The organism is Methylorubrum thiocyanatum (assembly GCA_014138645.1).
Lineage (GTDB): Bacteria > Pseudomonadota > Alphaproteobacteria > Rhizobiales > Beijerinckiaceae > Methylobacterium > Methylobacterium thiocyanatum.
The window spans coordinates 217463-241330 of the sequence record JACJIB010000003.1; the positions used below are offsets into that span (position 1 = coordinate 217463).

Annotated in this window: 18 protein-coding genes; 13 read left to right on the forward strand and 5 right to left on the reverse strand. The window is 72.0% G+C overall.

What is annotated here, in order from left to right:
• Window position 1: 1 nt before the first annotated feature.
• From HNR51_RS08495 to HNR51_RS08510, 4 genes are all read right to left on the reverse strand, one after another.
• Window positions 2-421: a hypothetical protein gene (locus HNR51_RS08495; RefSeq protein WP_182554663.1), complete on the reverse strand. Its 420-nt coding sequence runs from the start codon at window positions 419-421 to the stop codon at window positions 2-4.
• A 25-nt stretch (window positions 422-446) separates the two neighbouring features.
• Window positions 447-3623, reverse strand: a complete 3177-nt coding sequence (locus tag HNR51_RS08500) for an efflux RND transporter permease subunit (RefSeq protein ID WP_182554664.1) — start codon at window positions 3621-3623, stop codon at window positions 447-449.
• Between the two features lie 13 nt (window positions 3624-3636).
• Entirely contained in the window at window positions 3637-5346 is a 1710-nt protein-coding gene (locus HNR51_RS08505) for an efflux RND transporter periplasmic adaptor subunit (RefSeq protein WP_182554665.1), read from the reverse strand.
• Window positions 5347-5416: 70 nt separating this feature from the next.
• The gene (locus tag HNR51_RS08510; RefSeq protein WP_239681477.1) at window positions 5417-6049 is read right to left on the reverse strand and encodes a hypothetical protein; all 633 of its coding nucleotides are present in this window, start codon (window positions 6047-6049) and stop codon (window positions 5417-5419) included.
• A 439-nt stretch (window positions 6050-6488) separates the two neighbouring features.
• Here HNR51_RS08510 and HNR51_RS08515 point away from each other — a divergent pair, with 439 nt between their 5' ends.
• The 10 genes from HNR51_RS08515 to HNR51_RS08560 all read left to right on the forward strand — a co-directional run bounded on the left by HNR51_RS08515 (window position 6489) and on the right by HNR51_RS08560 (window position 18674).
• Window positions 6489-6971, forward strand: a complete 483-nt coding sequence (locus HNR51_RS08515; protein ID WP_012454826.1) for a Ros/MucR family transcriptional regulator — start codon at window positions 6489-6491, stop codon at window positions 6969-6971.
• A gap of 138 nt (window positions 6972-7109) precedes the next feature.
• Window positions 7110-7625, forward strand: a complete 516-nt coding sequence (locus HNR51_RS08520; protein WP_182554666.1) for a chemotaxis protein CheW — start codon at window positions 7110-7112, stop codon at window positions 7623-7625.
• A gap of 10 nt (window positions 7626-7635) precedes the next feature.
• Complete coding sequence (locus HNR51_RS08525) at window positions 7636-9105, forward strand: CheR family methyltransferase (protein WP_182554667.1); 1470 nt, start codon at window positions 7636-7638, stop codon at window positions 9103-9105.
• A complete protein-coding gene (locus HNR51_RS08530) occupies window positions 9102-9656 on the forward strand; it encodes a chemotaxis protein CheW (protein ID WP_182554668.1) in 555 nt (184 codons plus the stop codon). Before HNR51_RS08525 ends, HNR51_RS08530 begins: the two co-directional genes overlap by 4 nt.
• A 54-nt stretch (window positions 9657-9710) precedes the next feature.
• Window positions 9711-11396, forward strand: coding sequence for a methyl-accepting chemotaxis protein (locus tag HNR51_RS08535; protein ID WP_182554669.1), 1686 nt, complete (start codon window positions 9711-9713; stop codon window positions 11394-11396).
• A gap of 24 nt (window positions 11397-11420) precedes the next feature.
• Complete coding sequence (locus HNR51_RS08540; RefSeq protein WP_182554670.1) at window positions 11421-13685, forward strand: hybrid sensor histidine kinase/response regulator; 2265 nt, start codon at window positions 11421-11423, stop codon at window positions 13683-13685.
• Between the two features lie 23 nt (window positions 13686-13708).
• Window positions 13709-14767 (forward strand): chemotaxis-specific protein-glutamate methyltransferase CheB, encoded by a 1059-nt coding sequence (cheB, locus tag HNR51_RS08545; RefSeq protein WP_239681476.1) that lies wholly within the window; start codon window positions 13709-13711, stop codon window positions 14765-14767.
• A complete protein-coding gene (locus HNR51_RS08550; RefSeq protein ID WP_141951758.1) occupies window positions 14764-16479 on the forward strand; it encodes a response regulator in 1716 nt (571 codons plus the stop codon). Before cheB ends, HNR51_RS08550 begins: the two co-directional genes overlap by 4 nt.
• The gene (locus HNR51_RS08555; protein ID WP_141951759.1) at window positions 16476-18344 is read left to right on the forward strand and encodes a response regulator; all 1869 of its coding nucleotides are present in this window, start codon (window positions 16476-16478) and stop codon (window positions 18342-18344) included. Before HNR51_RS08550 ends, HNR51_RS08555 begins: the two co-directional genes overlap by 4 nt.
• Before the next feature lie 156 nt (window positions 18345-18500).
• Entirely contained in the window at window positions 18501-18674 is a 174-nt protein-coding gene (locus HNR51_RS08560; protein WP_012454835.1) for a metallothionein, read from the forward strand.
• A gap of 27 nt (window positions 18675-18701) precedes the next feature.
• On the opposite strand, the gene HNR51_RS08565 is transcribed toward HNR51_RS08560, so the two are convergent.
• Window positions 18702-20018, reverse strand: coding sequence for a c-type cytochrome (locus tag HNR51_RS08565; RefSeq protein ID WP_182554671.1), 1317 nt, complete (start codon window positions 20016-20018; stop codon window positions 18702-18704).
• A gap of 240 nt (window positions 20019-20258) precedes the next feature.
• Between HNR51_RS08565 and HNR51_RS08570 the strand changes: the two genes are divergently transcribed.
• The 3 genes from HNR51_RS08570 to mobB are packed head-to-tail and all read left to right on the forward strand — an operon-like array spanning window position 20259 to window position 23868.
• Window positions 20259-21350, forward strand: coding sequence for a molybdopterin-binding protein (locus HNR51_RS08570; RefSeq protein ID WP_182554672.1), 1092 nt, complete (start codon window positions 20259-20261; stop codon window positions 21348-21350).
• A gap of 8 nt (window positions 21351-21358) precedes the next feature.
• A complete protein-coding gene (locus HNR51_RS08575) occupies window positions 21359-23335 on the forward strand; it encodes a molybdopterin biosynthesis protein (protein WP_182554673.1) in 1977 nt (658 codons plus the stop codon).
• Complete coding sequence (gene mobB, locus HNR51_RS08580; RefSeq protein WP_182554674.1) at window positions 23332-23868, forward strand: molybdopterin-guanine dinucleotide biosynthesis protein B; 537 nt, start codon at window positions 23332-23334, stop codon at window positions 23866-23868. The genes HNR51_RS08575 and mobB overlap by 4 nt, the downstream gene beginning before the upstream one ends.

Below are 23868 nucleotides of genomic sequence, written 5' to 3' on the forward strand. Positions count from 1 at the left end.
TTCAGTCGAAGCGGGCGCTGGCGGTGACGCCGTCGGGCGCGGTGATGCGCACGGCACCGGTGGGGCGCTCGGCCAGGGCAGACTCGGCGCGGCCGGCGAGCCGGTCGCCCTCGGGATTGAGCGGGATGCGCGCGGCTTTCGCGCCCGACTTGAGAATCGCGACCGCCTTGAAACCCTCGACAGGCAGCGGCCTGCCGTCCCCGTCACTCAGATAGACGGTGACGGTCTCGGCCCGGGTCACCAGTTCCGCGTGCCATCGGCCGGCATCCTCGACACGGCCGCCGTTGGGGCCGGGCGGGTGGTCGTGGTCATGCGCGTTGTCATGACTGTGGTCATGGCTGTGATCACGGGCCTGCTGTGCGCCCGCCGGCGCAGTGAGAAGGGTCAGCGCCAGGGCGGCGCAGCGCATCGCGCGGTTCATCGATCGTCTCCTTCGGCTGGATGGGTCAGAAGGCCTCGCGCACGGGGACGTGCAGGCTCTCGGTCGGGGCCGACGCGTGAAGCCGGGCGAAGGCGCCGCGTCCGAACATCAGGACGAGGACGGGCGTGAGCACGGCATCGAGCAGGGTCGCGCTCATGAGGCCGCCGAAGATCGTCACCGCCACGGGATGCAGGATCTCCTTGCCCGGCGCGTCGCCGTCGATCAGCAGCGGCACCAGGGCAATGCCGGCCGCCATGGCCGTCATCAGCACGGGGGTCATCCGCTCCAGGCTCGCACGGATCACGAGGGCCGGGCCGAGGGGCAGGCCCTCGTCGCGGGCGAGGTTCAGCATGTGGCTGATCTTGAGGATGCCGTTGCGGGCGACGATGCCGGTGAGCGTGACGAAGCCGATCATCGAGGCGACCGAGAGCGGCAGCCCGGCGATCCACAGGGCGAGCACGCTGCCGATCAGCGCCAGCGGCACGTTGCCCATCACGATCAGCGCCAGCGGCACCGAACGGTAGCGCCCGTGCAGCAGGGCGAAGACGAGGGCCAGCGAGACGAGGCTGAGCCCACCGATGGTTCGCGCGGCCTCGCCTTGCGCCTCGTAGGTGCCCTCCAGCCGCGGGCTGACGCCCTCGGGCAGGCGCGTCTCGTCCAGCACCCGGCGGATGCCGGCGATGATCTGACCCATATCGGTGCGGCCGTCGGAATTGGCCTGCACCACGATCCGGCGGCGGCCGTTCTCGCGCAGGATCTGGTTCGGCCCGTCGGTCTCGCGGATATCGGCGATCTCGCGGGCCGGCACCCAGCCCGACGGCGTCTCGATCAGCAGGTCGCCGAGGGCCTGCGGGCCGCGCCGGCCTTCGGGCAGGCGCAGGGTGACGTCGAAGCGGCGCGGCCCGTCGGCGATGGTCGAGAGCGTGCGCCCGTTGGCGAGCCGGGCGATGGTCTCGACCACGTTGGACGGCGAGACGCCGTAAAGCGCCGCACGACCGTAATCGACGCGGATGTCGAGCTGCGGAATGCGCACCTGCCGCTCGACCTGAAGATCAGCGACGCCGGGCACCTCAGCCGCAATCGTCTCGCGAAGAGTCTCGGCGGCGGCGCGCAGGGTGTCGAGGTCGTCGCCGAACAGCTTGAGGGCGATCTCGGCGCGCACGCCCGAGAGCATGTGGTCGAGCCGGTGCGAGATCGGCTGGCCGACATTGACCGTCAGCGGCAGCACAGCGAGCCGCTCGCGGATCTCGGCGATCACCGTCTCGCGGGGCCGGCCGGCCTTCAGCCGCACTTCGAGATCGGAGGAGTGGACGCCTTCCGCGTGCTCGTCGAGTTCGGCCCGGCCGGTGCGGCGTCCCACGGTCGCCACCTCGGGCAGATCGAGGAGGAGGCGCTCGGCGATGGCGCCGACGCGGCTGCTCTCGGCCAGCGAGATGCCGGGGCGGAAGGTGGCGTTGATGGTGAGCGAGCCCTCGTTGAAGGCCGGCAGGAAGGTCCGCGGCAACTGCGCCGCCGAGACGCCCGCCGCGACGACGCTGAGGGCGACGCCCGTGACCAGCACCCGCGGATGGGCGAGGGCGTGCCGGAGCAGCGCGGCATTGCCGGCCTTGAGGCGGCGCACCAGGGCCGGCTCATGCTCGGCGAGGCTCTTCATGCCCGGAAGCAGCCAGGAGGCCAGCACCGGCGTCAGCGTGACGGAAACCAGAAGGCTCGCGAGGATCGCGACGATGTAGGCTTGGCCGAGCGGCGCGAACAGCCGCCCCTCGATGCCGGAGAGGGCGAACAGCGGCACGAAGACGAGGACGATGATCGCCGTGGCGTAGACGATGCCGGAGCGCACCTCGCTGGAGGCGGCGACCACTACGTCGAAGACGCTGCGGGGCGAGCCCTCGGCTCGATTCTCGCGGAGCCGCCGGAAGATGTTCTCGACATCGACGACCGCGTCGTCGACCAGTTCGCCGATGGCGATGGCGAGCCCCCCGAGGGTCATGGTGTTGATCGAGAAGCCGAGCGCCCAGAACACCAAAGCCGTGGTCAGGATCGAGACCGGGATCGCGGTGAGCGAGATCAGCGTGGTGCGCGCGTTCATCAGGAAGGCGAACAGCACCACGGCCACCACCGCCACGGCCTCCAGCAGCACCCGCTCGACATTGGCGAGCGAGGTTTCGATGAAGTCCGCCTGCCGGAACAGGATTTTCTGCGCGTCCATCCCCTGCGGCAGGGTAGGGGCGATCTCCCGCAAGGCCGCCTCGACGGCCTGCGTCAGGCGCACCGTATCGACGCCGGGCTGCTTCTCGACGGAGAGAATCACCGCCGGCTCGCCGCGATAGCCGCCATCGCCCCGCTTGGGCCGCGCCGCGAAGGCCACGTCGGCGATCTGGCGCAGATAGACCCGGCCCTCCATCGCCGGATTGCCGGTGCCGGGCAGGTCGGCCGCCGCGGTCGCCCCTTGCGGACCGGTCGGAATCACGAGGCTGCGCAGATCCTCCAGGCTCACGGTGCGGCCGATGTTGCGGATCAGGATCTCGCGGGCATTGGCGTCGGCGAACCCGCCGCCGGCATTGGTGCCGAAGCCGGACAGGGCGTTCGCCAGCGCTTCGTTGCTGACGCCGAGCGCCCGCATCGCCGCCGGGTTGGGGCTGACCCGGAACTGGCGCACCTCGCCGCCGATCGGGATCACCTGCGCCACGCCCGGAATCGAGAGCAGACGCGGCCGGAGGATGAAGTCGGCGGTCTCGCGGACCTGCATCGGGCTCGCCTGCTCGCTCGTCACCGCCACGAGCAGGATGCCGCCCATGATCGAGGCGACCGGGCCCATCTGCGGCACGACGCCCGTCGGCAGTTCCGAGCGCACCAGGGCGAGGCGCTCGGCCACGAATTGACGGTCGCGGTAGAGGTCGGTGTCCCAGCCGAACTCGACGGTGACGATGGACAGCCCCGCGCTCGATACCGAGCGGACCCGCGTGACGCCGGGCAGACCGTTCATCCGCGTCTCGATGGGATAGGTGACGAGCTGTTCGACCTCGGGCGGGGCGTAGCCCTCCGCCTCCGTCATCACCGTGACGGTGGGGCGGTTGAGGTCGGGCAGAACATCGACGGGGAGGCGCGTGAGCGCGAGGCCGCCGGCCAGCACGAGACCGAGGCAGAGTGCGAGGACCAGCGCCCGGTTGAGCAGGGCGTTGCGGACGAGGAGGGCGAACATGGCGCGTCTCCCCTCAGCGGACCTGATCGAGCAGTTCGGCGCCCTGTACGACGACGCGTCGTCCGGCCCCGAGGCCGCCGGCAACGATCACGTGCTCGGCGTCGAGCGGCTCGACCCGCACGGGCCGCGGTTCGAACCGCTCGGCGGCGACGTGCTCGTAGACGACCGCGCCACCCTCGGTGCGGACGAGGCCCGACCGCGGCACGGCAAGGCCGGCGAGCGTTTCGCCGGTCGGGGCCAGCACGGTGACGAACTGGCCGAGCCGCACGCCCTCGGCCGAACCCGTGATGGCGAATTGCACCGGCACCGCCTGATTGCGGTCGGCGAGGCCGGCTCCGCGGGAGGCCAGCGCCAGGGTGCGCCCATCGGGCAGCCGCGCCGTGGCGGCGGCGCCGGGTTCCAGTCCGACGAAGCTCAGGGCCTCGACATAGAGTTTGTCCGGATCGACGATGCGGAACACCATCGTGCCCGGCGCGGCCATCTGGCCCGCCACCGCAGCCCGCTCGGCGACGACGCCATCGACGGGGGCGACGAGCTCCTCCGGTGCGCGTCGGATCGTGTCGAGGGCCGCGCGGCGGTCCTTCAGGCCGGACAGTTCGGCGCGAGCATCCTCCAGCGCGGTCTGCGCCACGGCACCGGTGGTGGCGAGGCGCTCGTAGCGAGCGACCTTGCGCCCGGTGATGGCGATCTGCTGGTCGAGATCGCCTTGGGTCTGGCGCATGTCGGAGAGGTCCACCGCCTGGACCGGCGGCGTCACGGTGGCGAGCACGTCGCCCCTGCGGACCCGCGCGCCGAGATTCGGGAAGCCGCCGGGCGGGGGCGCGAGGCGTCCGCCGACGGAGGATTGCACCACGCCGCTGGCGTTCGGATCGGCGATGACGCGCCCCGGCAACTCGACCGTGCGGCGATGCTCGGCGACGGTGGTCACGCCGGTTCGCAGCGCGAGCAGGCGCTGCGCCGATTTCGGGACGAACACCGCCCCGTCCGGCAGGCGCCGGGCGCGCTCGAGGCTCGAGGCCGAAGGCGCGGTGAGCGCCGCCCCCTGCACCGGGGCGCTCTCGTTCGCGTCGTGCCCCTCATGGGCGAGTGCGGCCGTGCCGAGAATCAGCGTCACGGTGAGGGCGAGGATGGCGAGAGCCGGCAGGGCACGGCGCGCGCGCAGCAGCATGATGCAGGCGAGCCCGAGCAGAAAGCCGCCCCCAGCGGCGCCGACCGGCCCCTGATGCGTGAGGTGATGGCGCAGGTTGGCGAGCCATGCCGGCGCCGGCGCCGGGACGGCCGCGGCGGGCGCTGCCTGTTCGGGAAGGTGAAGTTCGAGGGCGAGCACGTCTGTCGTGCCCCCGGCGGTCACGGTGGCGAGAAGATCGTGCCGCCGCCCGCGCGCCAGCCACGGCGCCGCGATCTCGTAGACACCGTCACCGACAGCCTTCGCCTCGACGGTGCCGTCGGGCGTCTCGACGTCGATGTCGGCGCCCGTCACCGGCTCGTTGGTGGCGAAGCGATCGAGATAGAGCCGGACCCGGTCACCTGCGGCCACGGCCACGAGTTCGAAGTCGGTCGAGACCGCCTCGGCCCGGGGTGCGGCCTGCGCCGGGGGGGCCGGTGCCTGGGCGCCGTGGCTGTGCCCCTCGTGCGCCCGTGCGTTGCCGCCCGTAGCCGCTCCGGCCACGAGCGCGAGCGAAACGACCAGCGCCTGGAGCACCGTCGTGAAACGGATGAACATGTCGAACGAAACCTTCGCCGGAGAAGCAACGACGTCATCCGGCCGCGAGCGGGCCGGATGAGCTGAGGCGTCAGGCGAGGGGTCTGGGGGGTTCGATCTGCGCCTCGGGCACGATACCCGACAGGCATGGTCCGTCCCGCGTCGGCGCGGGATCGCGCGCGGCAGCCGAGGGCAGGATGGGACCCGGCGAGGGGGCGAGTCCGGTGGCGCAGCAGGATGACGGCGCGTGTCCGCACAGGCCGCCGGCCAGGCACGCGGCGCAAGCGCAGGCCAGTCGCGCCGTCGCGACGACCGGAACGACGCCCTTCCGAACGAACGAGGCCAGTCCCGCGAACCGCACCGCCGCAGCGGAGAGGGCCGACAGGTCGAAGGCCGCGACGTCCGTCACCGCCGCGGCTGCGGGCTGCGACCCGTGTCCATGGGCGCCGTGCGCTTGCGCGCCGGACGGCAGCAGCGCCGCGGCGATCGATAGGATCACCGCTGCCAGCCAGAGCGCTATGGGTCGAGCGGACTTCATTGCAGCCGCTGCATAGCACGGACGCGCCGCCGCAAACAGAGGTCGGCCGATCTCGCGAACCACCGAAGACCGGAGATCGGCAAACGCGACCCGCAGACGGGACGTTTCGGCAAGAGACGGGCGTCGATCAGTCCGGAGAGAACAGGTCAGGTCTCGGATCAGGGCGCGGCAGATCGTCTCGCGCAAGTTGTATCGTCGGCAACGTCGGTCTCGGGGGATCACCGTCTCGACCGATTCTCCGCTTCCGCAGAATTCCCAAATTTCGAGGTCGCGGCGGGGTTCGGTCGGCGCCTGTCCGCGATCCGTCCCGCTGTTGTGCCCGCTGTTGTAATTGTGAACACGAAGACGAACCGCTCGATCCGTCCATGGCTTAGAGGGAAGACGGCCGGCGCGGCGGCGCCCGCATCGCCCGGGGCCTGCCGTGGGAAAGGTCCAGCTCTGATCCACCACTGGACCGTGCGAGCTTGCCTTCCATTTAACCTTCTACGCTTTGTCGGCAACGATGGACTTGAGTGCACCCTCCTCAATACCCACAAGCCTGACGTAGTTTTTTAAATTCTTCCCTTGCATGTTTGCGCATCACGTATGATCTTGGCGCCCGGGGGCTCCGGAACGGACAAGCAGAATGACAGAAGAAAACCAAAAATCGTTCAACGATTTCGTCGAGTTGGCGAGCGATATCGTCTCGTCCTACGTGTCGAATAACTCAGTGCCGGCGTCCGAGCTTCCGGGCCTGATCATCAACGTGCACGCCGCCCTGACCGGGTTGAGCAGTCCCGAGACCGCCGCCGCTCCGGCCGAGGAAGTGATCGAGAAGCCGTCTTCCGGGCAGATCCGCAAGTCCGTCACGCCGGACGCGATCATCTCCTTCATCGACGGCAAGCCCTACAAGACGCTTAAGCGCCATCTCGGCACCCACGGCCTCGATCCCTACTCGTACCGTCAGCGCTACGGCCTGCCGAACGACTACCCGATGGTCGCGCCGAACTACGCCGCACAGCGCTCCGCGCTCGCCAAGTCGATCGGCCTCGGCCGTCCGGGCGGCCGCATCGAGGAAGAGGCGCCGGCGCCCGAGCCGAAATCCCGTTCGCGCCAGAAGGTCGCCTGATTCGACGCTCGCCGCTGTGACGAACGGCCGGACGCGCCGTTCGTGAAACCTTTGCCTTCGGCGAGCGTCAACCGCATGATCGAGGTGACGAGCGGTCCCTTCGTCCGCTCCGGCGGCGAGCCGCCCCAAGGACATGCGATGGCGCGTTTGGCGACCCTTCTTCTGGACATTGCCGGCACGACCTGTGCGCTGCCGCGGGCCGAGATCCGCGAGATCCTCCCGCTGCCGCGCCTGCACGCGCCGCCGACTGCGGGTGGCCCCCTCGCCGGCTTCCTCAACCTGGCCAGCGAGCCGGTGCCCGTCATCGACCTCGCCGCCCTGTTCGAGCTGCGCCCGGCGGGCGGCGGGGACCGTGCGTCCCTGGACGATCCGTACCGGCATGTCCTGCTGGCGCGCCAGGGCGGCATCGCCTTCCTCGTGGACCGGGCGCTCGACCTGGTCCAGGTCGAGTCCGAGAGCCTGCGGCCGGTCGAATCCGCCCGCAGCCTGAACGGCTGCGTCGTCGGCGAGTTCGCGCGCGGCGATCGGCTCGTGCATCTCCTGTCGCTCGACCGCATCCTGACGCTCGAGGAGCGGACCCGGCTCGACGCGCTGACGCGGCAGGCGACGGCGCGGCTCGCCCGGTTCGAGCCGGACGGGGCGCGCGCCCTCTGAGGCCCCGGTCGTGACGGATTCCGCCGAGCGGGCCCGTCGCGCCGCGGGCGCGATGGCCGATCCCGGTTTTCCCGCTCTCAAGGAGCGGGTGATCGCCCGCACCGGGCACAATTACTACGAGGACAAGGACGACCTGCTCTACGACCGCCTGCGCAAGCGGATGCGGATATGCGGGGTCGGCGACTGCACCGCCTATCGCGTCCTGCTCGAAGGCGCCGCCGGACGGGACGAATGGGCGGCGCTCGAGGCCGAGATCACCATCGGCGAGACCTTCTTCTTTCGCTACGCCGAGCAGTTCGCCGCCTTGCGCAGGACCATCCTGCCGGAGCTGATCGCGGCCCGCGGCGAGCTCCGCCGCCTGCGAATCTGGAGCGCGGGCTGCTCGACCGGGGCGGAGCCCTATTCGCTGGCCATCCTCGTTCACGACCTGCTCGGCGAGGCGCTCGCCGACTGGTCGGTGACGATCCTCGGCACCGATCTCAGCGCGGCGGCGCTCGCCACCGCCCGCGCGGCGGAGTTCGGCCCCTGGGCCCTGCGCACCCTGGACACCGAAGAGCGCGCGCGCTGGTTTCGCCGTACCCCGGCACGGCCGGGCCTGCCGCATGGCGGCTACGCCCTGCGCCCGGCCTTCCGGCGGATGGTGCGCTTCGAGCGGCAGAACCTGTTGGGCCTGATCGACGGAAGCGACCGGATCCAGGGCAGCTTCGACCTGATCCTGTGCCGCAACGTGCTGATCTATTTCAGTCCGGATCATGTGAATCGCATCGTCCGGGCCCTGGGCGAGCGGCTCGACGCGCGGGGCTGGCTCCTGATCGGCCATGCCGAGCCGAACCCCACCTTTTCGCAATGGCTCCAGCCCGTGGCCCTGCCGGGAACGGTCGCCTATCGCCCGATCGATACGCCGACGACCGAGCAGCCACCGGTCCTCGTGCCGGCGCGTCCGGACGCGGTGCCGATCCCGCTCACCCCGCTGCCCGCGTTCGTGGCGGTGGAACCGGCAGCGCCCATGCCGGAGCCGATCGGAATCCCCATCCCGCTCCCGGCGGAGCCCGCCACGGAGCATCCCCTGTCGCCGGGCGATCTCCTGGCCGAGATCCGCGTCCTGGCGGATTCGGGCGAAACCGCGCGGGCGTGGCGCCGGCTGCATGAGGAGATCGAGAGCTACGCCACCGATCCGGCCCTGCGCTACTACGAGGGCCTGCTCGCGCTCGACCTCGGAAGGGAACGGGAGGCCGAACGCGCCCTGCGCGGAGCGTTGTTCCTCGACCGCGGCTTCGTCATGGCCCATTTCCAGCTCGGCTTGCTGCTCGCCCGTGCCGGACGCCGGGGTGAGGCTGCCCGCGCCCTCGACAATGCCCTGCGCCTCGCGCAAGGACTGTCGCCCGAAACGATCCTGCCGGAGGGAGACGGAGTGAGCGCCGCACGCTTGGCCGAGAGCGCCCGCCGCGCCCTGGCCGGAATCACGGTGAGCGAGGCATGAAGATCGGCCTCACCGCGGGGGCGGACCCGAAGGCGCGCACGGCCGCGCTGCTCGATGCGCGTGCCGCCGCGCTCGCCGGCCGCGCTGCCGGCGCCGAACAGGCGGTCGAGACGACAGCCTATCTCGTCTGCGCCTGCGGTGCCGAGCGCTACGGCCTGCCGCTCGCGGCGGTGGCGGGCGTCACGCCCGAGCGCCCCTGCACCGGCCTGCCCGGCGCACCGCCCGCCCTGCGCGGGATCACGGCGGTGGCGGGCGTGATCGTCAGCGTGCTCGATCTCGCCGCCTGCCTCGGGCTCGACCGTGACGGCGACGAGAGCGGCCACGTGGTGCATCTGCGGGCGCAGGAGCCGCCGATCGCCCTCGCGGTCGACCGCGTCCTCGGCATCGCGCGGATCGAGCCCGGCTTGGCGCGATCGGTGAACGAACCGGAAAGCCTGGGACGCGGCCCGCTTTCGGGCTATGCACCGCCCGGCTCGGACAGGACGGGCGACATCCGCGAGGGATTCTCCCTCATCGATGTGCCGACCCTGCTCACCCGCCACACGACCTGAGTGCCGCAGGTCGGCCTTCCTCTCCCCGCACCGTCTGCCGGAGCCTAGTCGCCCGTGTCGCTCTCGATCGGAAAACGCATCCTCCTCGGCTTCGTCGCGGCCAGCCTGATCGTCGCGGCCTTGGGCGCCTACGCCCTGCGCCAGATCGGCAGCGTGCGCGACATGACCGACCTGATCGTGACCCGCGACGTCGGCGTACTGCGCCAGCTCGACGACCTCGGCAACGTCGCCCGCAATATGGGCCTCGTACGGCGCAACGCGGTGATTGCCGTCCTGACGCAGGGACAGGGCAACAGCGCTTCCCCGTCGACCCGGCAGGACGACTTCCTGGGGAGCTGGCGGCAGAACGTGGCGGAGCTGGAGCGGCTGCTCAACACCATCGCCAGCGAGGTGAAGGAGTATCAATCCACCGCCCTCTCCGCCGAGCGCGTGGCCGCCTGGAACCGCCTCGGCAGCGTCTTCACCGAGACCGGCGAGGCGTTCCGTCTGGTCCGCAGCGCCAGCGAACAGCAGCTGCGCGCCGTGGACGCCCGGGACATCGCCACGGTCGAGACGCGGAACGACGAGGTCAACCGGCTTCACGACGGCCTGCTGCGCAGCATCGCCAACGCCCGCACGGCGCTGGACGGCGTCATCGCGGCCGGCCAGCACAGCGTGAGCGAAATCTACCGCAACAGTCTCCTCTCCGTGGCGATCACGGTCGCCGCCTCGATCCTGCTGTCGATCCTCGTCACGGCGCTGATCAGCCGCGCCGTGGTCCGCCCGCTGGAGGACGTGATGCGCTTCGTCGCGCAGATCGGCGCGGGCGACCTGACGGGGCGCCTGAACCGGACCGGCAACGACGAGATCGGGCGGCTCGGCGACACGCTGAACGGGATGGTGGCCGGCCTGTCCGACCTCGCCCGGACCAACCGCGCCGCCACCGCCGACCTGAACGCCGCGGCGGCGGAGATCCGTGCCTCGGCCCAGGAGCAGGCGGCGAGCGTCGAGGAGCAGTTCGCCGCGGTACAGGAGACGGCGGCGACGGTCGACGAGATCACCCATTCCGGCGCGCAGATCTCGAAGCGCGCCACCGAGGTGATCGCTACGGCGCAAGCTGCGGCGCAGACCGCTCGCTCGGGCCTGCGCGCCGCCACCGACACCGCCAAGGCGATGGAATCGATCCGCGAGCAGGGCGAAGCGGTCGCTGGCAACATCGTGGCGCTCTCCGAGAAGACGCAGGCGATCGGCGAGATCATCGTCACCGTCAACGACATCTCCGAGCGCACCCACCTGCTCGCCCTCAACGCCGCCATCGAGGCGGCGGCGGCGGGCGAGAGCGGTCGCAGCTTCGCCGTCGTCGCCTCGGAGATGAAGCTGCTCGCCGATCAGGCGAAGGGCGCCACAGCCCAGGTGCGCGGCATCCTCGGGGAGATCCAGCGCGGCATCAACGCCTCGGTGATGCTCACAGAGGAGGCGGTCAAGCGCGCCGCTGCCGGCAAGAACCGCACCGATTCGACCGTGCGCACGATCGAGGAGATGGCCGCTCGGGTGGAGGAGGGCGTGCAGACCTTCCAGCAGATCGTGGCCTCGACCAACCAGCAGCAGCTCGGCATCGAGCAGGTGATGGGGGCGCTCCAGAACATCCGGCAGGCGAGCCAGCAGACGGCCGCGGGCACCCGGGAGGTCGAGACCGCCTCGGCGAACCTGACCGAGCTGGCGCAGGGACTGATGGCGCTGGCCGAGCGCTACCGGCTCTAGCGGTCCGCAAGAACGTCGCGCCGCATGGATATCCGCCAGCAGCTTCTCGCCGCCTTCGAGATCGAGCACCGCGAGCACCTCGACGCGATCCGCGCCGCCCTCGCGGCCGAGGGGCCGGTCGATTGGCACGACGTGTTCCGCCGGGCCCACAGCCTGAAGGGGGCGGCGCGCGCCGTCGACCTGCCCCCGGTGGAGGCGGTCTCGCACCAGCTCGAAACCCTGTTCGAACGCATCAGCACCGGACAGCGACCCCTCGACCGGGAGGCGCGGGCCGCGACCCATCTCGCCCTCGACCGGATCGAGGCCTTCGTCGCGGCGAGCGCCGCGGGCGGGGCGGTGATGCCGAAGGACGCGCTGGCGGCGCTCGAGGCCTGCCTCGATCCGGACGTCGCGGCGCCGGCTCCCGCCGAGCCCGCTCCCACGGCGGCCCCCACGGTCGCGGCTCCAGCCACGACTTCGGCCGCTGCTCCCGCCGCTGCCCCGGAAGCGGCGGCCGAGCCCGCCCAGGCGGTGCTGCGGGTTCCGGCGTCGGCCGTCGAATCGCTGTCGCGGGCCAGTCACGGCCTCTGGGCAGCCTTGCCGGGCCAGACCGCCACCGCCGAGCGCATCGCTCGGCTGTCGGTCCATGCGGGCGAGCTGCGCCGCCGCTCGGAAGCCGCCCGCCGCGCGCCCGTCGCAGGCCCCGCCTACGGGGCGGCGACGGAGACGGAGAGCGAGACGGCGGCGCTACGGCGGACGCTGGCCGAGATCGAGACCGGACTCGCCGCCCTGGCGCGCGAGGCGTCCGATCTCGCTCAAGGCCACAAGGCCGCGGTTCTCTCGGTGGAGACCGCCGCCCGCCGCCTGCGGGAGGAGACCGAGCGCCTCGCCCTCGTTCCCGCCGAGACGGTGTTCGGCGGCCTCGCCCGCGCGGTGCGCGACATGGCTCGCACAGACGGCCGGGAGGTCGAGGTCACGACCCGCGGGCTCGACCTGCCGGTGGACCGGGCGATGCTCCAGGCCCTCAAGGATCCGGTGCTGCACGCGCTTCGCAACGCGTTGAGCCACGGTGCGGACTCTCCCGAGTCCCGCCAGCGGCAGGGGAAGCCGGCCGCTCTGACGATCGGACTCACCGTCGAGGCGCAGGGCGGGCGGCTCGTCCTCGGCATCCACGACGACGGACGCGGTCCCGACCTCGCCGCCATCGAGGCGACGGGCCGTGCCCGTGGCCTGATCGCGCCGGGCGAGAGTCTCGACGCGGACGCCCTCCTCGCCCTGCCGTTCGAGCCGGGTTTCTCCACCGCGGGCGCGGTCGATGCCCTGTCGGGCCGGGGCATGGGCCTGTCGGTGGTGGCTGAGGTTGCCCGCTCCCTGCACGGGCAGGTGCAGCTCGCCCGCCGTCATCCGCACGGCACCTCGCTGATCCTGACGCTCCCCCTCTCGGCGGCGCGGCGGCCGGTGCTGATCGTCGCGGCCGGGGGCACCCGCTACGCCCTGCCGAGCGGGGCGGCGGAAGCGCTCTCGCGGCTCGAACCCGGGGCTTTGTCCACGGTCGGAGGCCGCCCGGTGGCGCAGGTGGCGGGGGAGGACGGCGAGACCGTCACGCTGCCCGTGGCCGAACTCGGCGACCTGCTCGGGCTCGGATCGGGCCGTCCGGACGGCGCGACCATTCCGGTCGTGCGCCTGCGCGGCACCCGCGGGCGCTGCCTGCTCGCGGTCGAGCGTCTGGAGGAGGTGCGCACGCTGCTCGTCTTGCCCGCGCCGCCGATCGGCAGCGATCCGGCCCTGATTACCGGAACCGTGATTCTCGGCACTGACACGCCCGTCCTCGTCCTCGACCCCGACGGGCTCATCGACCGGCTCGGCCGCGCCGGTCCGCGGGCCCTGCGGTCTCCGTCGAAAGCAGGGGAAGACGGCGGCGGAACGATCCCGGAAAAGCGACGTTCGACGATTCTTGTCGTGGACGACTCGATCACGACCCGCACTCTGGAGAAGAGCATCTTGGAAGCGGCGGGCTACCGCGTGATCGTCTGCGTCGATGGGCAGGAGGCGCTCGACCGCCTTCGGGCGCGCATCGAGCCGGTCGATCTCGTCGTCGCGGACGTCGAGATGCCGCGGCTGACCGGCTTCGGCCTCGTCGAGGCGTTGCGGGCGGAGGAGGATTTCGCCCGCCTTCCGATCGTGCTGATGACCTCGCGGGGCGACGAGGAGGACGTGGCGAAGGGCTTGGAACTCGGCGCCGATGCTTATCTCACGAAGCAGAAATTCGATCAGCGCGAACTCCTGGATACCATCGGTCAGTTGCTGTGAGCGGAGAGGCTGAGAATCCGCGCGTGCGCGTGCTGATTGTCGAGGATTCGCTCGTGGTGCGGATCCTCCTCACGCACATCATCGCCCGCGATCCGCGCCTGGAACTCGCCGGCGCGGTGGAGTCCGGCGAGGCGGCGCTGGCCGCGATCGAGACCGTGCGGCCCGATGTGATCTCCATGGATATCCGCCTGCCCGGCATCGACGGGCTGGAGACGACGCGCCGGATCATGGCGAGCCGGCCGACGCCGATCGTGGTGATCGCGGACTCGGTCGAGGATTCCTCGCTCAAGATCTCGATGAACGCGCTCAGGGCCGGTGCGCTCTCGGTGGTCGAGAAGCCGGTCGCCACCACCAATGACGGCTACGAGGCGGTGGCCGGGCAGATCTGCACGCAACTGCGCATCATGGCCGCCGTCCCGGTGATCCGCCGCCGGCCGATCGGCGCGGAGTGGAACGCGCGCAGGACCGGACCGGCGCCGGAGCCGCTGCCGACGATCGAGCCCGACGCCGCGCCGAGCGTGCTGGCGGTCGCGGCCTCCACCGGTGGCCCGCCGGCCCTGGCCAAGGTGATCGGCGGGCTCGCGGCGGATTTCCCGCTCCCCGTGCTGCTCGTCCAGCATATGGGCGCGGCCTTCATGGACGGCTTCGCGAACTGGCTCGACGGTGTGGTGCCGCTCTCCGTCGGCGTGGCGCGGGACGGGCAGTCGATGCAGGCCGGCCACGTCTACGTCGCCCCCGGCGACCGGCATCTCGAACTCGGCGCGAACGGAACGCTGCGGGTGAGTGACGCCGCTCCCGTCGGCGGCCAGCGCCCGGCGGCGACGGTGCTGTTCCGTTCCGTCGCCCGGCAGGCCGGCGCGCAGGGCATCGGCGTCCTGCTCACGGGCATGGGCGAGGACGGCGCGCAGGGCCTCCTCGACATGCGCAGGGCCGGCGCCGCCACGGTGGCGGAGCATGAGAGCAGCGCCGTCGTCTACGGCATGCCCGCGGCGGCGGTGCGGCTCAACGCGGCCGCCCGCGTGCTGCCCGTCGATCAGGTAGCGCCCCATCTCGTGCGTCTCGCGCAGAGGAAGCCGGCATGACCGCGTCCCCGAGCCCCGTGCCGGGCCACCGGCTGCTGCTGGTGGAGGATTCGGAGACGCAGGCCCTGGAACTGCGCCTCCAGCTCGAGGCGCAGGGCTTTGCCGTGCAGCGCTGCGCCACGGCGGAGGCGGCGCTCGACCTGCTGAACACCGACCTTCCCGACCTCGTCGTCGCCGACCATCACCTGCCCGGCATGAACGGCGACGAGTTCACCCGGCAGATGCGCCTGTCGCTGCGCACCCGGGCGCTGCCGGTGGTGATGCTCACCAGCGCCCGCAACGGCGAGCGCCACGGCTTCGAGAGCGGCGCCGACGCCTATGTCGAGAAATCGGCCGACCGCGACCTGCTGGTGCTGCGCATCCGCGCCCTGCTGCGCGAGCGCCGGGGCGGGACGGCGGAGGGGCCGTCGGGCGCCGCCTTCCGCCGCGGCCGGGTGCTGATCGTCGATGGCAGCGCCACCTATCGCGCCTTCTTCACCGGGCTCCTCACCCAGGAGGGCCACACGGTGGTGGCCGCCGCCGACCGCTCGGCGGCGCTCGCCGCCCTCGACGAGCCGGGCGCCGCGTTCGATTGCGTCACCCTCGACCTCGTCGGCAGCGCCTATGACGGCATCGCGCTCTGCACCGAGATCGCCGAGCGCCGCCTGAAGGCGACGGAGGCCGCGGGCCAAGCCTTTCCCCTGGTCGGGATGGCCGGCGACAAGCCGGACAAGAGCCTGCTTGTCGCCGCCTTCGCTGCGGGCGCCGACGACGTGGTGTCGAAGGCCGACGGCGAGGTGCTGGCGATGCGGGTGCGCGGCCTCGTGCGCCGCCGCCTGCTGGAGGAGGACAACCGCCGCATCTCCGGCGAGTTCGGCGACCGCGAGCGCGCGGTCGAGCGCGCCCGCGCCGAGGCCGAGGCGGCCGCCGCCCGCGCCGCGCTCGCCGACGCGCTGGAACAGGCCAACCGCGATCTGGAGGACGCCAACCGAAAGCTGACGGAGGCGCAGGCCAAGCTGGTCCAGGCCGCGAAGATGGCCTCCCTCGGCGAGCTGGTCGCGGGCATCGCCCACGAGATCAACAACCCGCTCGCCTTCATCCTGGCCCATCAGGGCACGGTGGAGCGCCTGCTCGGCGAGTTGCCCCCGCCCGAGGCGCCGGAGGGGCAGCGCGCCCTGACCAAGGCCCGCGATCGGGTCGGCTCGATGCGGCTCGGCCTGACCCGCATCCAGGATCTCGTCCTCAACCTGCGCAAGTTCTCGCGGCTCGACGAGGGCGAGCGCGGCCTCGTCAACGTGCCGGAGGCCATCGAGACGGTTCTGGCGCTGATCCAGCACAAGCTCGGCACCCGCATCCACGTGCACCGCGACTTCTCCGGCCGACCGGAGATTTCGTGCACGCCGGCCCTGCTCAATCAGGTCGTGATGAACATCCTCGGCAATGCCGCGGACGCCGTCCACGGCGAGGGCACCATCACGGTTGCAACCTATTCCGATGCGGAGACCGACGTGATCCGCATCAGCGATACGGGGCCCGGCATTCCCGAGGATCTACGCGAAAAGATCTTCGAGCCGTTCTTCACGACGAAGCCGGTCGGATCGGGGACGGGACTCGGCTTGGCGATTGCGTACAGCGTCGTTCAGGCGCATAGCGGCTCGCTGACCGTGGAGACGGCGCCGGGCGGCGGCGCGAGCTTCGTCATCGGCATTCCGAGGCAACCGGCACCGGTATGAGCAAAGGCACGATCCTGGCCGTCGATGACGAGCCGGACATCCTGATCGCTCTGGAGGACCTGTTCGAGGACGAGTACCGGGTGCTCACCTCGGCCAAGCCCGAGGAAGCGCTCGACATCCTGCGCGCCGACCCCGACATCGCCGTCGTGGTCTCCGACCAGCGCATGCCCGGCATGACCGGCGACGCCCTCCTCGCCGAGGCCCGCAGCTTCCACGAGGCGCAGGCGATCCTGCTCACCGGCTACGCCGACATCTCGGCAGTGATCGCGGCGCTCAACCGCGGCGGCATTATCGGTTACGTCGCCAAGCCCTGGGATCCGACGCTCCTGCGCGCCACGGTGCGCAACGCTTACGAGCGCCACCGCCTCGGCCGGGATCTCGCCACCGAGCGCGCCCTGCTGCGCGGTCTGCTCGACCACGCCGAAGAAGCGATCTCGTTCAAGGACGCGCAGGGCCGCTTCGTGCGCCTGAACGCGCGCAAGGCCGGCGTCGTCGGCAGCGCGGTCGAGGATTGCCTCGGCCGGACCGAACTTGAGGTCGCTGACACGCCCGAAGCCCGCGAGGCGGAGGCCGCGGACCGGCGCGCGATCGCGGCCGGGGAGGCGGGCTCGACGGTGATCGCCCGCGGCGCGCTCGGCGCCGAGCGCTGGTCGCACGTCATCCGCGTTCCGATCCGCGGTGGCGCCGGCGAGGTCACGCATCTCGCCACCATCGAGCGGGACGTCACCGAGCAGAAGAGCCTGGAGGCGCGGCTGCGCCAATCCGACAAGATGCAGGCGCTCGGCACGCTGGCCGGCGGCATCGCCCACGATTTCAACAACCTGCTGACCGCCATTCTCGGCAGCCTGGAACTGGTGGGCCCGAAGATCGCCGACCAGCCGCGGGTCAAACGCCTCGTGGACAACGCCACCGGCGCCGCGCAGCGCGGTTCGGCCCTGACCAAACGCCTCCTGAGCTTCAGCCGCTCCAACGACGCCCATGCGCGGCCCGTCGATCCGAACGCGCTGATCGAGGGGATGAGCGCGCTGTTCGGGTCGAGCCTCGGCAGCCTCGTGCGGGTCGAGCGCGACCTCGAACCCGGCATGCCCTTCGCCCTGGTCGATCCCGACCAGCTCGAACTCGCCGTGCTCAACCTCTGCATCAACGCCCGCGACGCGATGCCGGACGGCGGCACTGTCACCATCTCGACGCGCCGCGCCGAGATCCACGACGATCCCGACCTGAAACCCGGCACCTACGCGGTCGTCACCGTTGCCGACGAGGGGACCGGGATCCCGCCTGAGATCCTGGAGCGGGTGTGCGAGCCGTTCTTCACCACCAAGGCGGTCGGGCAGGGGACGGGCCTCGGGCTCGCCATGGTGTTCGGCCTCGCCCAGCAGGCGGGCGGGCGGCTGCGCATCACCAGCGAGGTCGGGCAGGGCACGCGGATCGAGCTCGCCCTGCCGCGGGCGGACGGCACCGTGGCGGGCAATGAGGAGCCGGTCGCGCCGACGGTGCCCGCGGCCGCCGTCCCCGCCCGCATCCTCGTCGTCGATGACGACCGCGAGGTCCGGCACGTCACCGCCTCGTTCCTCAACGATTTCGGCTACGATGAGACGGAGGCTGCCGACGGGCGCGCGGCGCTGGCCCTGATGGAGCAGGGCGAGCGCTTCGATCTCGTGGTGGCCGACCTCGCCATGCCGGGCATGACCGGCGTCGAACTCGCCGCCGCGATCCGCCAGCGCTTCTCCGGCGTGCCGGTCCTCCTGCTGACGGGCCACGCGGAGGCGGTTCAGATTCCCGCGGACCTGCCGGTGATGACGAAGCCCTTCGCCTCCGCCGAACTCGCCGCCCGCGTCTCGCAGCTTCTCGAAAACCCGACCTGACCGTCCCGGTCGTCGGACGATTTCGGGTGAAGCGTTCCTGCCACGCTCGGCAAACCCTTGCGCGCAAGGATTGCACTCCGCTTCGGCGAAGACGAAGATGACGACGCGCCGCCGCTGCTTCGGTGCGTGGAACAATCTTCTGAGAGGATGACCCTGATGGCGAGCGTCGATGTCGAGATGGTGAAGTGTGCGTGCCCGGATTGCGTCTGCGTGGTCTCGCTTTCGAAGGCGGTCACCCGCGACGACAAGGCCTTCTGCTGCGATGAGTGCGCCGAGGGCCACCCGGACCATGCCGGCTGCGATCACGCCGGCTGCAGCTGCCACGGCTGATCTTTTGACGGTATCGACCGCGGCGGTTCAGTTCGGCGCGGTCGTATCCGCCTTGGTCGCCCTCTTGTCGGTCGCCCTGGCGAGAAAGCGCATCAGCGCGTCGCGATCCTCGGCGCTGTTGATGGTCTGCTCGGGCATCCGTGTGCCCGGCGTGTAGCGCGCGGGCCCGACCTCGAACAGGCGGGCGACGGTCTCCGGAGTCCAGACGATGTCCATCGCCCTGAGCGCCTCCGAGTAGCGGTAGCCCGGAACGGCGGCGATGCGCCGGCCGAAAATCCCGGCAAGCGTCGGCCCGGCCCTCGGCGCCTCGTCGGGCGTGAGCGTGTGGCAGGCGACGCAGGCGCGGAACACCTCGGCACCGCGCTCGCCGTGGAAGGCAGCCAGGGCATCCGCCGGGCGAGGCATGGCGAGCGGGCCGATCGGCTCGCCGGTCGCCGCATTCCAGCGCCGCACGAGCCGGTCGCCGCCGCCGGTGACGAGTTCGCTTCCGTCCGGCCGCCATGCCACCGACCAAACCGGCAGGCCCGGCCCGACCAGCGTGAACAGGATCTTTCCGGTCGCCCGCTCGATCATCGCGACGGTACCTCCGGCGCTCGCCGCGGCGATCCGTGTGCCATCGGGCGAGGGCGCCAGCGCGATCACCGGGGCGGGGCCGAGTTCGACCTCTCCCCGCGTGCTTCCATCCTCGGCGAGAAATCGCACCGTCGCATCCGCTCCCGCGGCGGCGATCCGGCCATCAGCGGTGACGGCCAGCGCGCTGAGCGCACTCGGCAGCGTCGCGGTGACGACCGCCTCGCCCTCCCGCGTCCAGATCCTCACAGTGGCGTCCGCCCCAGCAGTGACCGGACGCCCGTCGGGCAGGAAGGCGACGGCGTTGACGTTGCCCTTGTGCCCTTCGAGCACCCGCGCCGCGCCGCCCATCAGCGGCCAGAGCCGGGCGGTACCGTCCCAGGCGGCGGAGGCGAGCACCGACCCGTCCGGCGCGACCGCAAGTCCGGCGACGGGCCCGGCATGGCCTTCGAGGACGCGCTCGGGTTCCGTCTGCCCCAGCCGCCACAGGGCGATGCGCCCGTCCTCCGAGGCGCTGGCGAAGCGCCCGTCCGGGAGCGCCGCGACCGCATTCACCGCGCCGTCATGGAAGCGCAGGACGCTCAAGGCCGCCCCGGTATCGAGCCCCCACACGATCGCGGCCTGATCGAACCCGCCGGAGACCGCGAGCCGGCCGTCACCCGTGATCGCGAGCGCACGCACCGGCCCGCCATGGCCGCGCATCTGCGCCGCTGCGGGAAGCACCAGCAGAAGGGCGGCGAACAGGCCGGAAATCCACGGACCCCGTATCGGCATCGGCACTCGGTTCTCTGATCGTGAGCGGCGGACCATACGCGAGCGATCGGAGCGGCGCCCGCCCGCAAGGGTGAGGGTTTGTGTCTCATGCTGCCCGATGCGCGCCGATGCGCCGGTGCCGATGGAGCGACGACCTTGATCCGCGCCCGGCGATGGCGCATCGCTCAGGCGATGAGACAGGAAGGCGCTCCACGCAACCACGCCGTTCCGCGCGCTGCGCCGTCGCGCGGGCGCTGAACCGTGCGCGCCGCCTCCGCCGCCCTGACGCCGCTCGCCGACGCCCTGGCCGGGCTGCGCCGCATCGCCGAGCCGGTCCCGCCGCGGGCCGTGCCGCTGGTTGGCGCGGCCGGGCGCATCGCCGCGACTGATGTTCTCGCTCCCGGCGACCTCCCGGCCGGTCTCACGGCCCTGCGCGACGGCTACGCCGTCGAGGCGGCGCAGCTCGGCGGCGCCTCGCCCTATGCGCCGGTCCTGCTGCCGCGCGAGCCGTCCTGGGTCGAAGCCGGCGACCGTCTGCCCGTTGGCGCCGATGCGGTGCTGCCCGCCGAAGGGCTGGAAGGCCGCGCCGCCGTAGCGGAGGTCGGCGCGGGTGAGGACTGCCGGATGGCGGGCGACGATCTCTCGCAGGGCGATCGACTCCTGACCGCGGGTCAGAGGATCGAGCCGCGCCATCTCCTCGCTCTTGCCGCCGCAGGATTGCCCGAGGTCGCGATCCGCGAGCCGCGCCTTCGCCTTGTCGTGACGGGCGCGCCCGAGCCGGACGCCCTCGCGCCGATGCTGACCGGCCTGATCGTCCAGGCGGGCGGCACGCCTGAGACGGTCGCGGCGCCGGACGATCCCGACGCGATCGCCCGCGCCCTCGCGGCCGAGGGGGCGGATGCGGTGTTCGTCCTCGGCGGCACCGGTTTCGGCCGCAGCGACCGCAGCGCCGAAGGGCTCGCCCGGGCCGGCCGTGTCCTGTCCCACGGCCTCGCCCTGCGGCCCGGCGAGACGGGAGGGCTCGGCGAGGCGGGGGGACGCCCGATCCTGCTCCTGCCCGGCCGTCCCGACGCGGCGCTTGCTGCCTTCCTGGCCCTCGGTCGGCCGCTGATCGCAGCCCTGGCGGGGGCGGTTGAGTCCTCCCTCCGGACCGCACCGCTTCGGCGCAAGGTCACTTCCATCGTCGGTCTTGCCGAGATCGTGTTCGTCCGCGCGCAGGGAGGCGAATTCGAACCGCTGGGCGGGGCCGATCTGCCGTTGCGACGGTTGATCGAGGCGGACGGGGCGGTGCTGGTGCCGCCGGAGCGGGAGGGTTACCCCGCAGGCAGCGAGGTCGAGATGGTGCTCCTGTGAGTGCGGAGATGAGCGCGGATCGCGAAGCCGAGTTCGCCCGGCGCCTCGCCGCGGCGGCACGGCAGGAACAGTTCCTGACGGTGATGAGTCGCGAGGCGGCGCTGGTCGCCTTCCGCGCCGCGGTGCCGCACGCGGCGCTGCCGCCCGAGACCGTGCCGCTGGCGCAGGCGCTCGGCCGGGTGCTGGCCGCGGATGTCGCCTCGCCCATCGACGTGCCCCCCTTCGACCGTGCGCTGGTGGACGGCTTCGCGGTCCGCGCCGCCGACACCGAGGGCGCCAACGCGGCGCGGCCCCGCCGGCTGGTCCTGAACCGCGAGATCCTGGCCTGCGGCGTCGCGCCGGCGCTACCCGTCGCCGCCGGCACCGCCACCCCGATCGCCACCGGCGGCATGATCCCGCGCGGGGCCGACGCGGTGGTGATGGTCGAACAGACCGAGTTCCTCGAGGACGCCCTTGCCATCGACGTGAGCGGTCCGGTCCGGCCCGGGCAGTTCCTCGGCTATGCCGGCGCCGACATGGCGTTCGGAGAGACGGTCCTGCGCAAGGGGACGGTGGTTACCGCCCGCGAGATCGGCATGCTCGCCGCCTGCGGGCTCGCCGAGATCGCTGTGGTGCGGCGCCCCCGCGTCGCCGTGCTCTCGACCGGCGATGAACTCATGGCGCCGGGCGAACAACTGCACCCGGGCGCGATCTACGATTCCAACGGCGCCATCGTCGCGGCCTCGGTCGCCGAGAACGGCGGCGAGTCGGTCGCTCTAGGCATCGTCCGCGACGACGAGGCGGCGCTCGAACGCGCCCTGCGCGATGCCCTCGCGCAAAGCGATCTCGTCGTGCTCTCGGGCGGCACCTCGAAGGGCGCGGGCGACGTCTCGCACCGCATCCTCTCGCGGCTCGGCGAGCCCGGCATCCTCGTCCACGGCGTGGCGCTCAAACCCGGCAAGCCGCTCTGCCTCGCCGTTGCCGAGGGCAAGGCGGTGGTGGTGCTGCCCGGCTTCCCGACCTCCGCGATGTTCACCTTCCACGAATTCGTGGTGCCGCTGGTGCGGGCCCTGGCGGGCTTGCCGCCGCGGGAGGAGACCGCGGTCCCGGCGCGCCTGCCGCAGCGCCTGACCTCCGAACTCGGCCGCACCGAATTCGTGATGGCCTCCCTCGCGCAAGGCGATGACGGTCTGGTCGCCCTGCCGCTGCCGAAGGGGTCGGGCTCCGTCACCGCCTTCTCCCAGGCCGACGGCTTCTTCGCCGTGCCCGCCGCCCGCTCCGGGCTCGAGGCCGGCGAGACGGTCTCCGTGGTGCGCCTCGGCGCCGGGCTGCGTCCGCCCGACCTTACGGTCATCGGCAGCCACTGCATCGGGCTCGACCGCGTCGTCGGGCTGCTGGCGGAGCGGGGGTTTCGCGCGCGCACGGTCTGGGTCGGCTCGGCCGGCGGGCTCGCGGCCCTGCGCCGGGGCGAATGCGATCTGGCCGCCATGCACCTGCTCGATCCCGAGACCGGCCGCTACAACGCGCCCTTCCTCGAACCCGGCATGACGCTCGCCCCCGGCTGGCGCCGGCTCCAGGGCGTGGTGTTCCGCGCCGGCGATCCCCGCTTCGACGGCCGCAGCGCCGAGGAGGCCGTCAGGACCGCGCTCGCCGACCCGGATTCGGTGATGGTCAACCGCAATGCCGGCTCCGGCACCCGGCTCCTCGTGGACGGCCTTATCGGCGCGGCCCGGCCGCCGGGCTTCTGGAACCAGCCGCGCTCGCACAACGCCGTTGCGGCGGCGGTGGCCCAGGGACGGGCCGATTGGGGCGTGGCGATCGCGAGCGTCGCGGAGGGCTACGGCCTCGGCTTCCTGCCCTTGGCGCAGGAGCATTACGACTTCGCCTACCGCACCGTCGACCGCGAAAGGCCCGCGCTCGCCGCCTTCCTGGCACTGCTCGGCACCGCAGAGGCCGACGCGGCCCTCGAAAGTCTGGGTTTCGAACCGGGGGCAGACGAAGCGTGAGCACCCTGCGCGTCATCGGTCTCGCGGGCTGGAGCGGGGCGGGCAAGACCACCTTGCTTGCACGCCTCGTTCCCGTGCTCGTCGCCCGCGGGGTGCGGGTGGCGACCCTCAAGCATGCCCACCACGCCTTCGACATCGACCAGCCGGGCAAGGATTCCTTCGTCCATCGGCAGGCGGGGGCGAGCGAGGTCATCATCTCCTCGGCCCGGCGCTGGGCGCAGATCCGCGAGGTCGAGGCAGAGGCGGAGGCCGCGCTGCCTGAATTGCTGCGGCGGCTCACGCCGAGCGGCCTCGCCCTGGTCGAGGGCTTCAAGCGCGAGGCGCATCCGAAGCTCGAAGTCTTTCGCGCCGCCAACGGCCGCCCGCCGCTGCACGCGCAGGATCCCCGCATCGTCGGCATCGCCAGCGACGTCCCCTTCCCGGAGGCGAGGGTGCCGGTGGTCGGGCTCGACGACATCGAGGGCGTCGCCCGTCTCGTGCTGGAGCGCGCCGAGGCCCTTGAAACGGTGCTCGCCCGGCTGGAAGGATCCTGA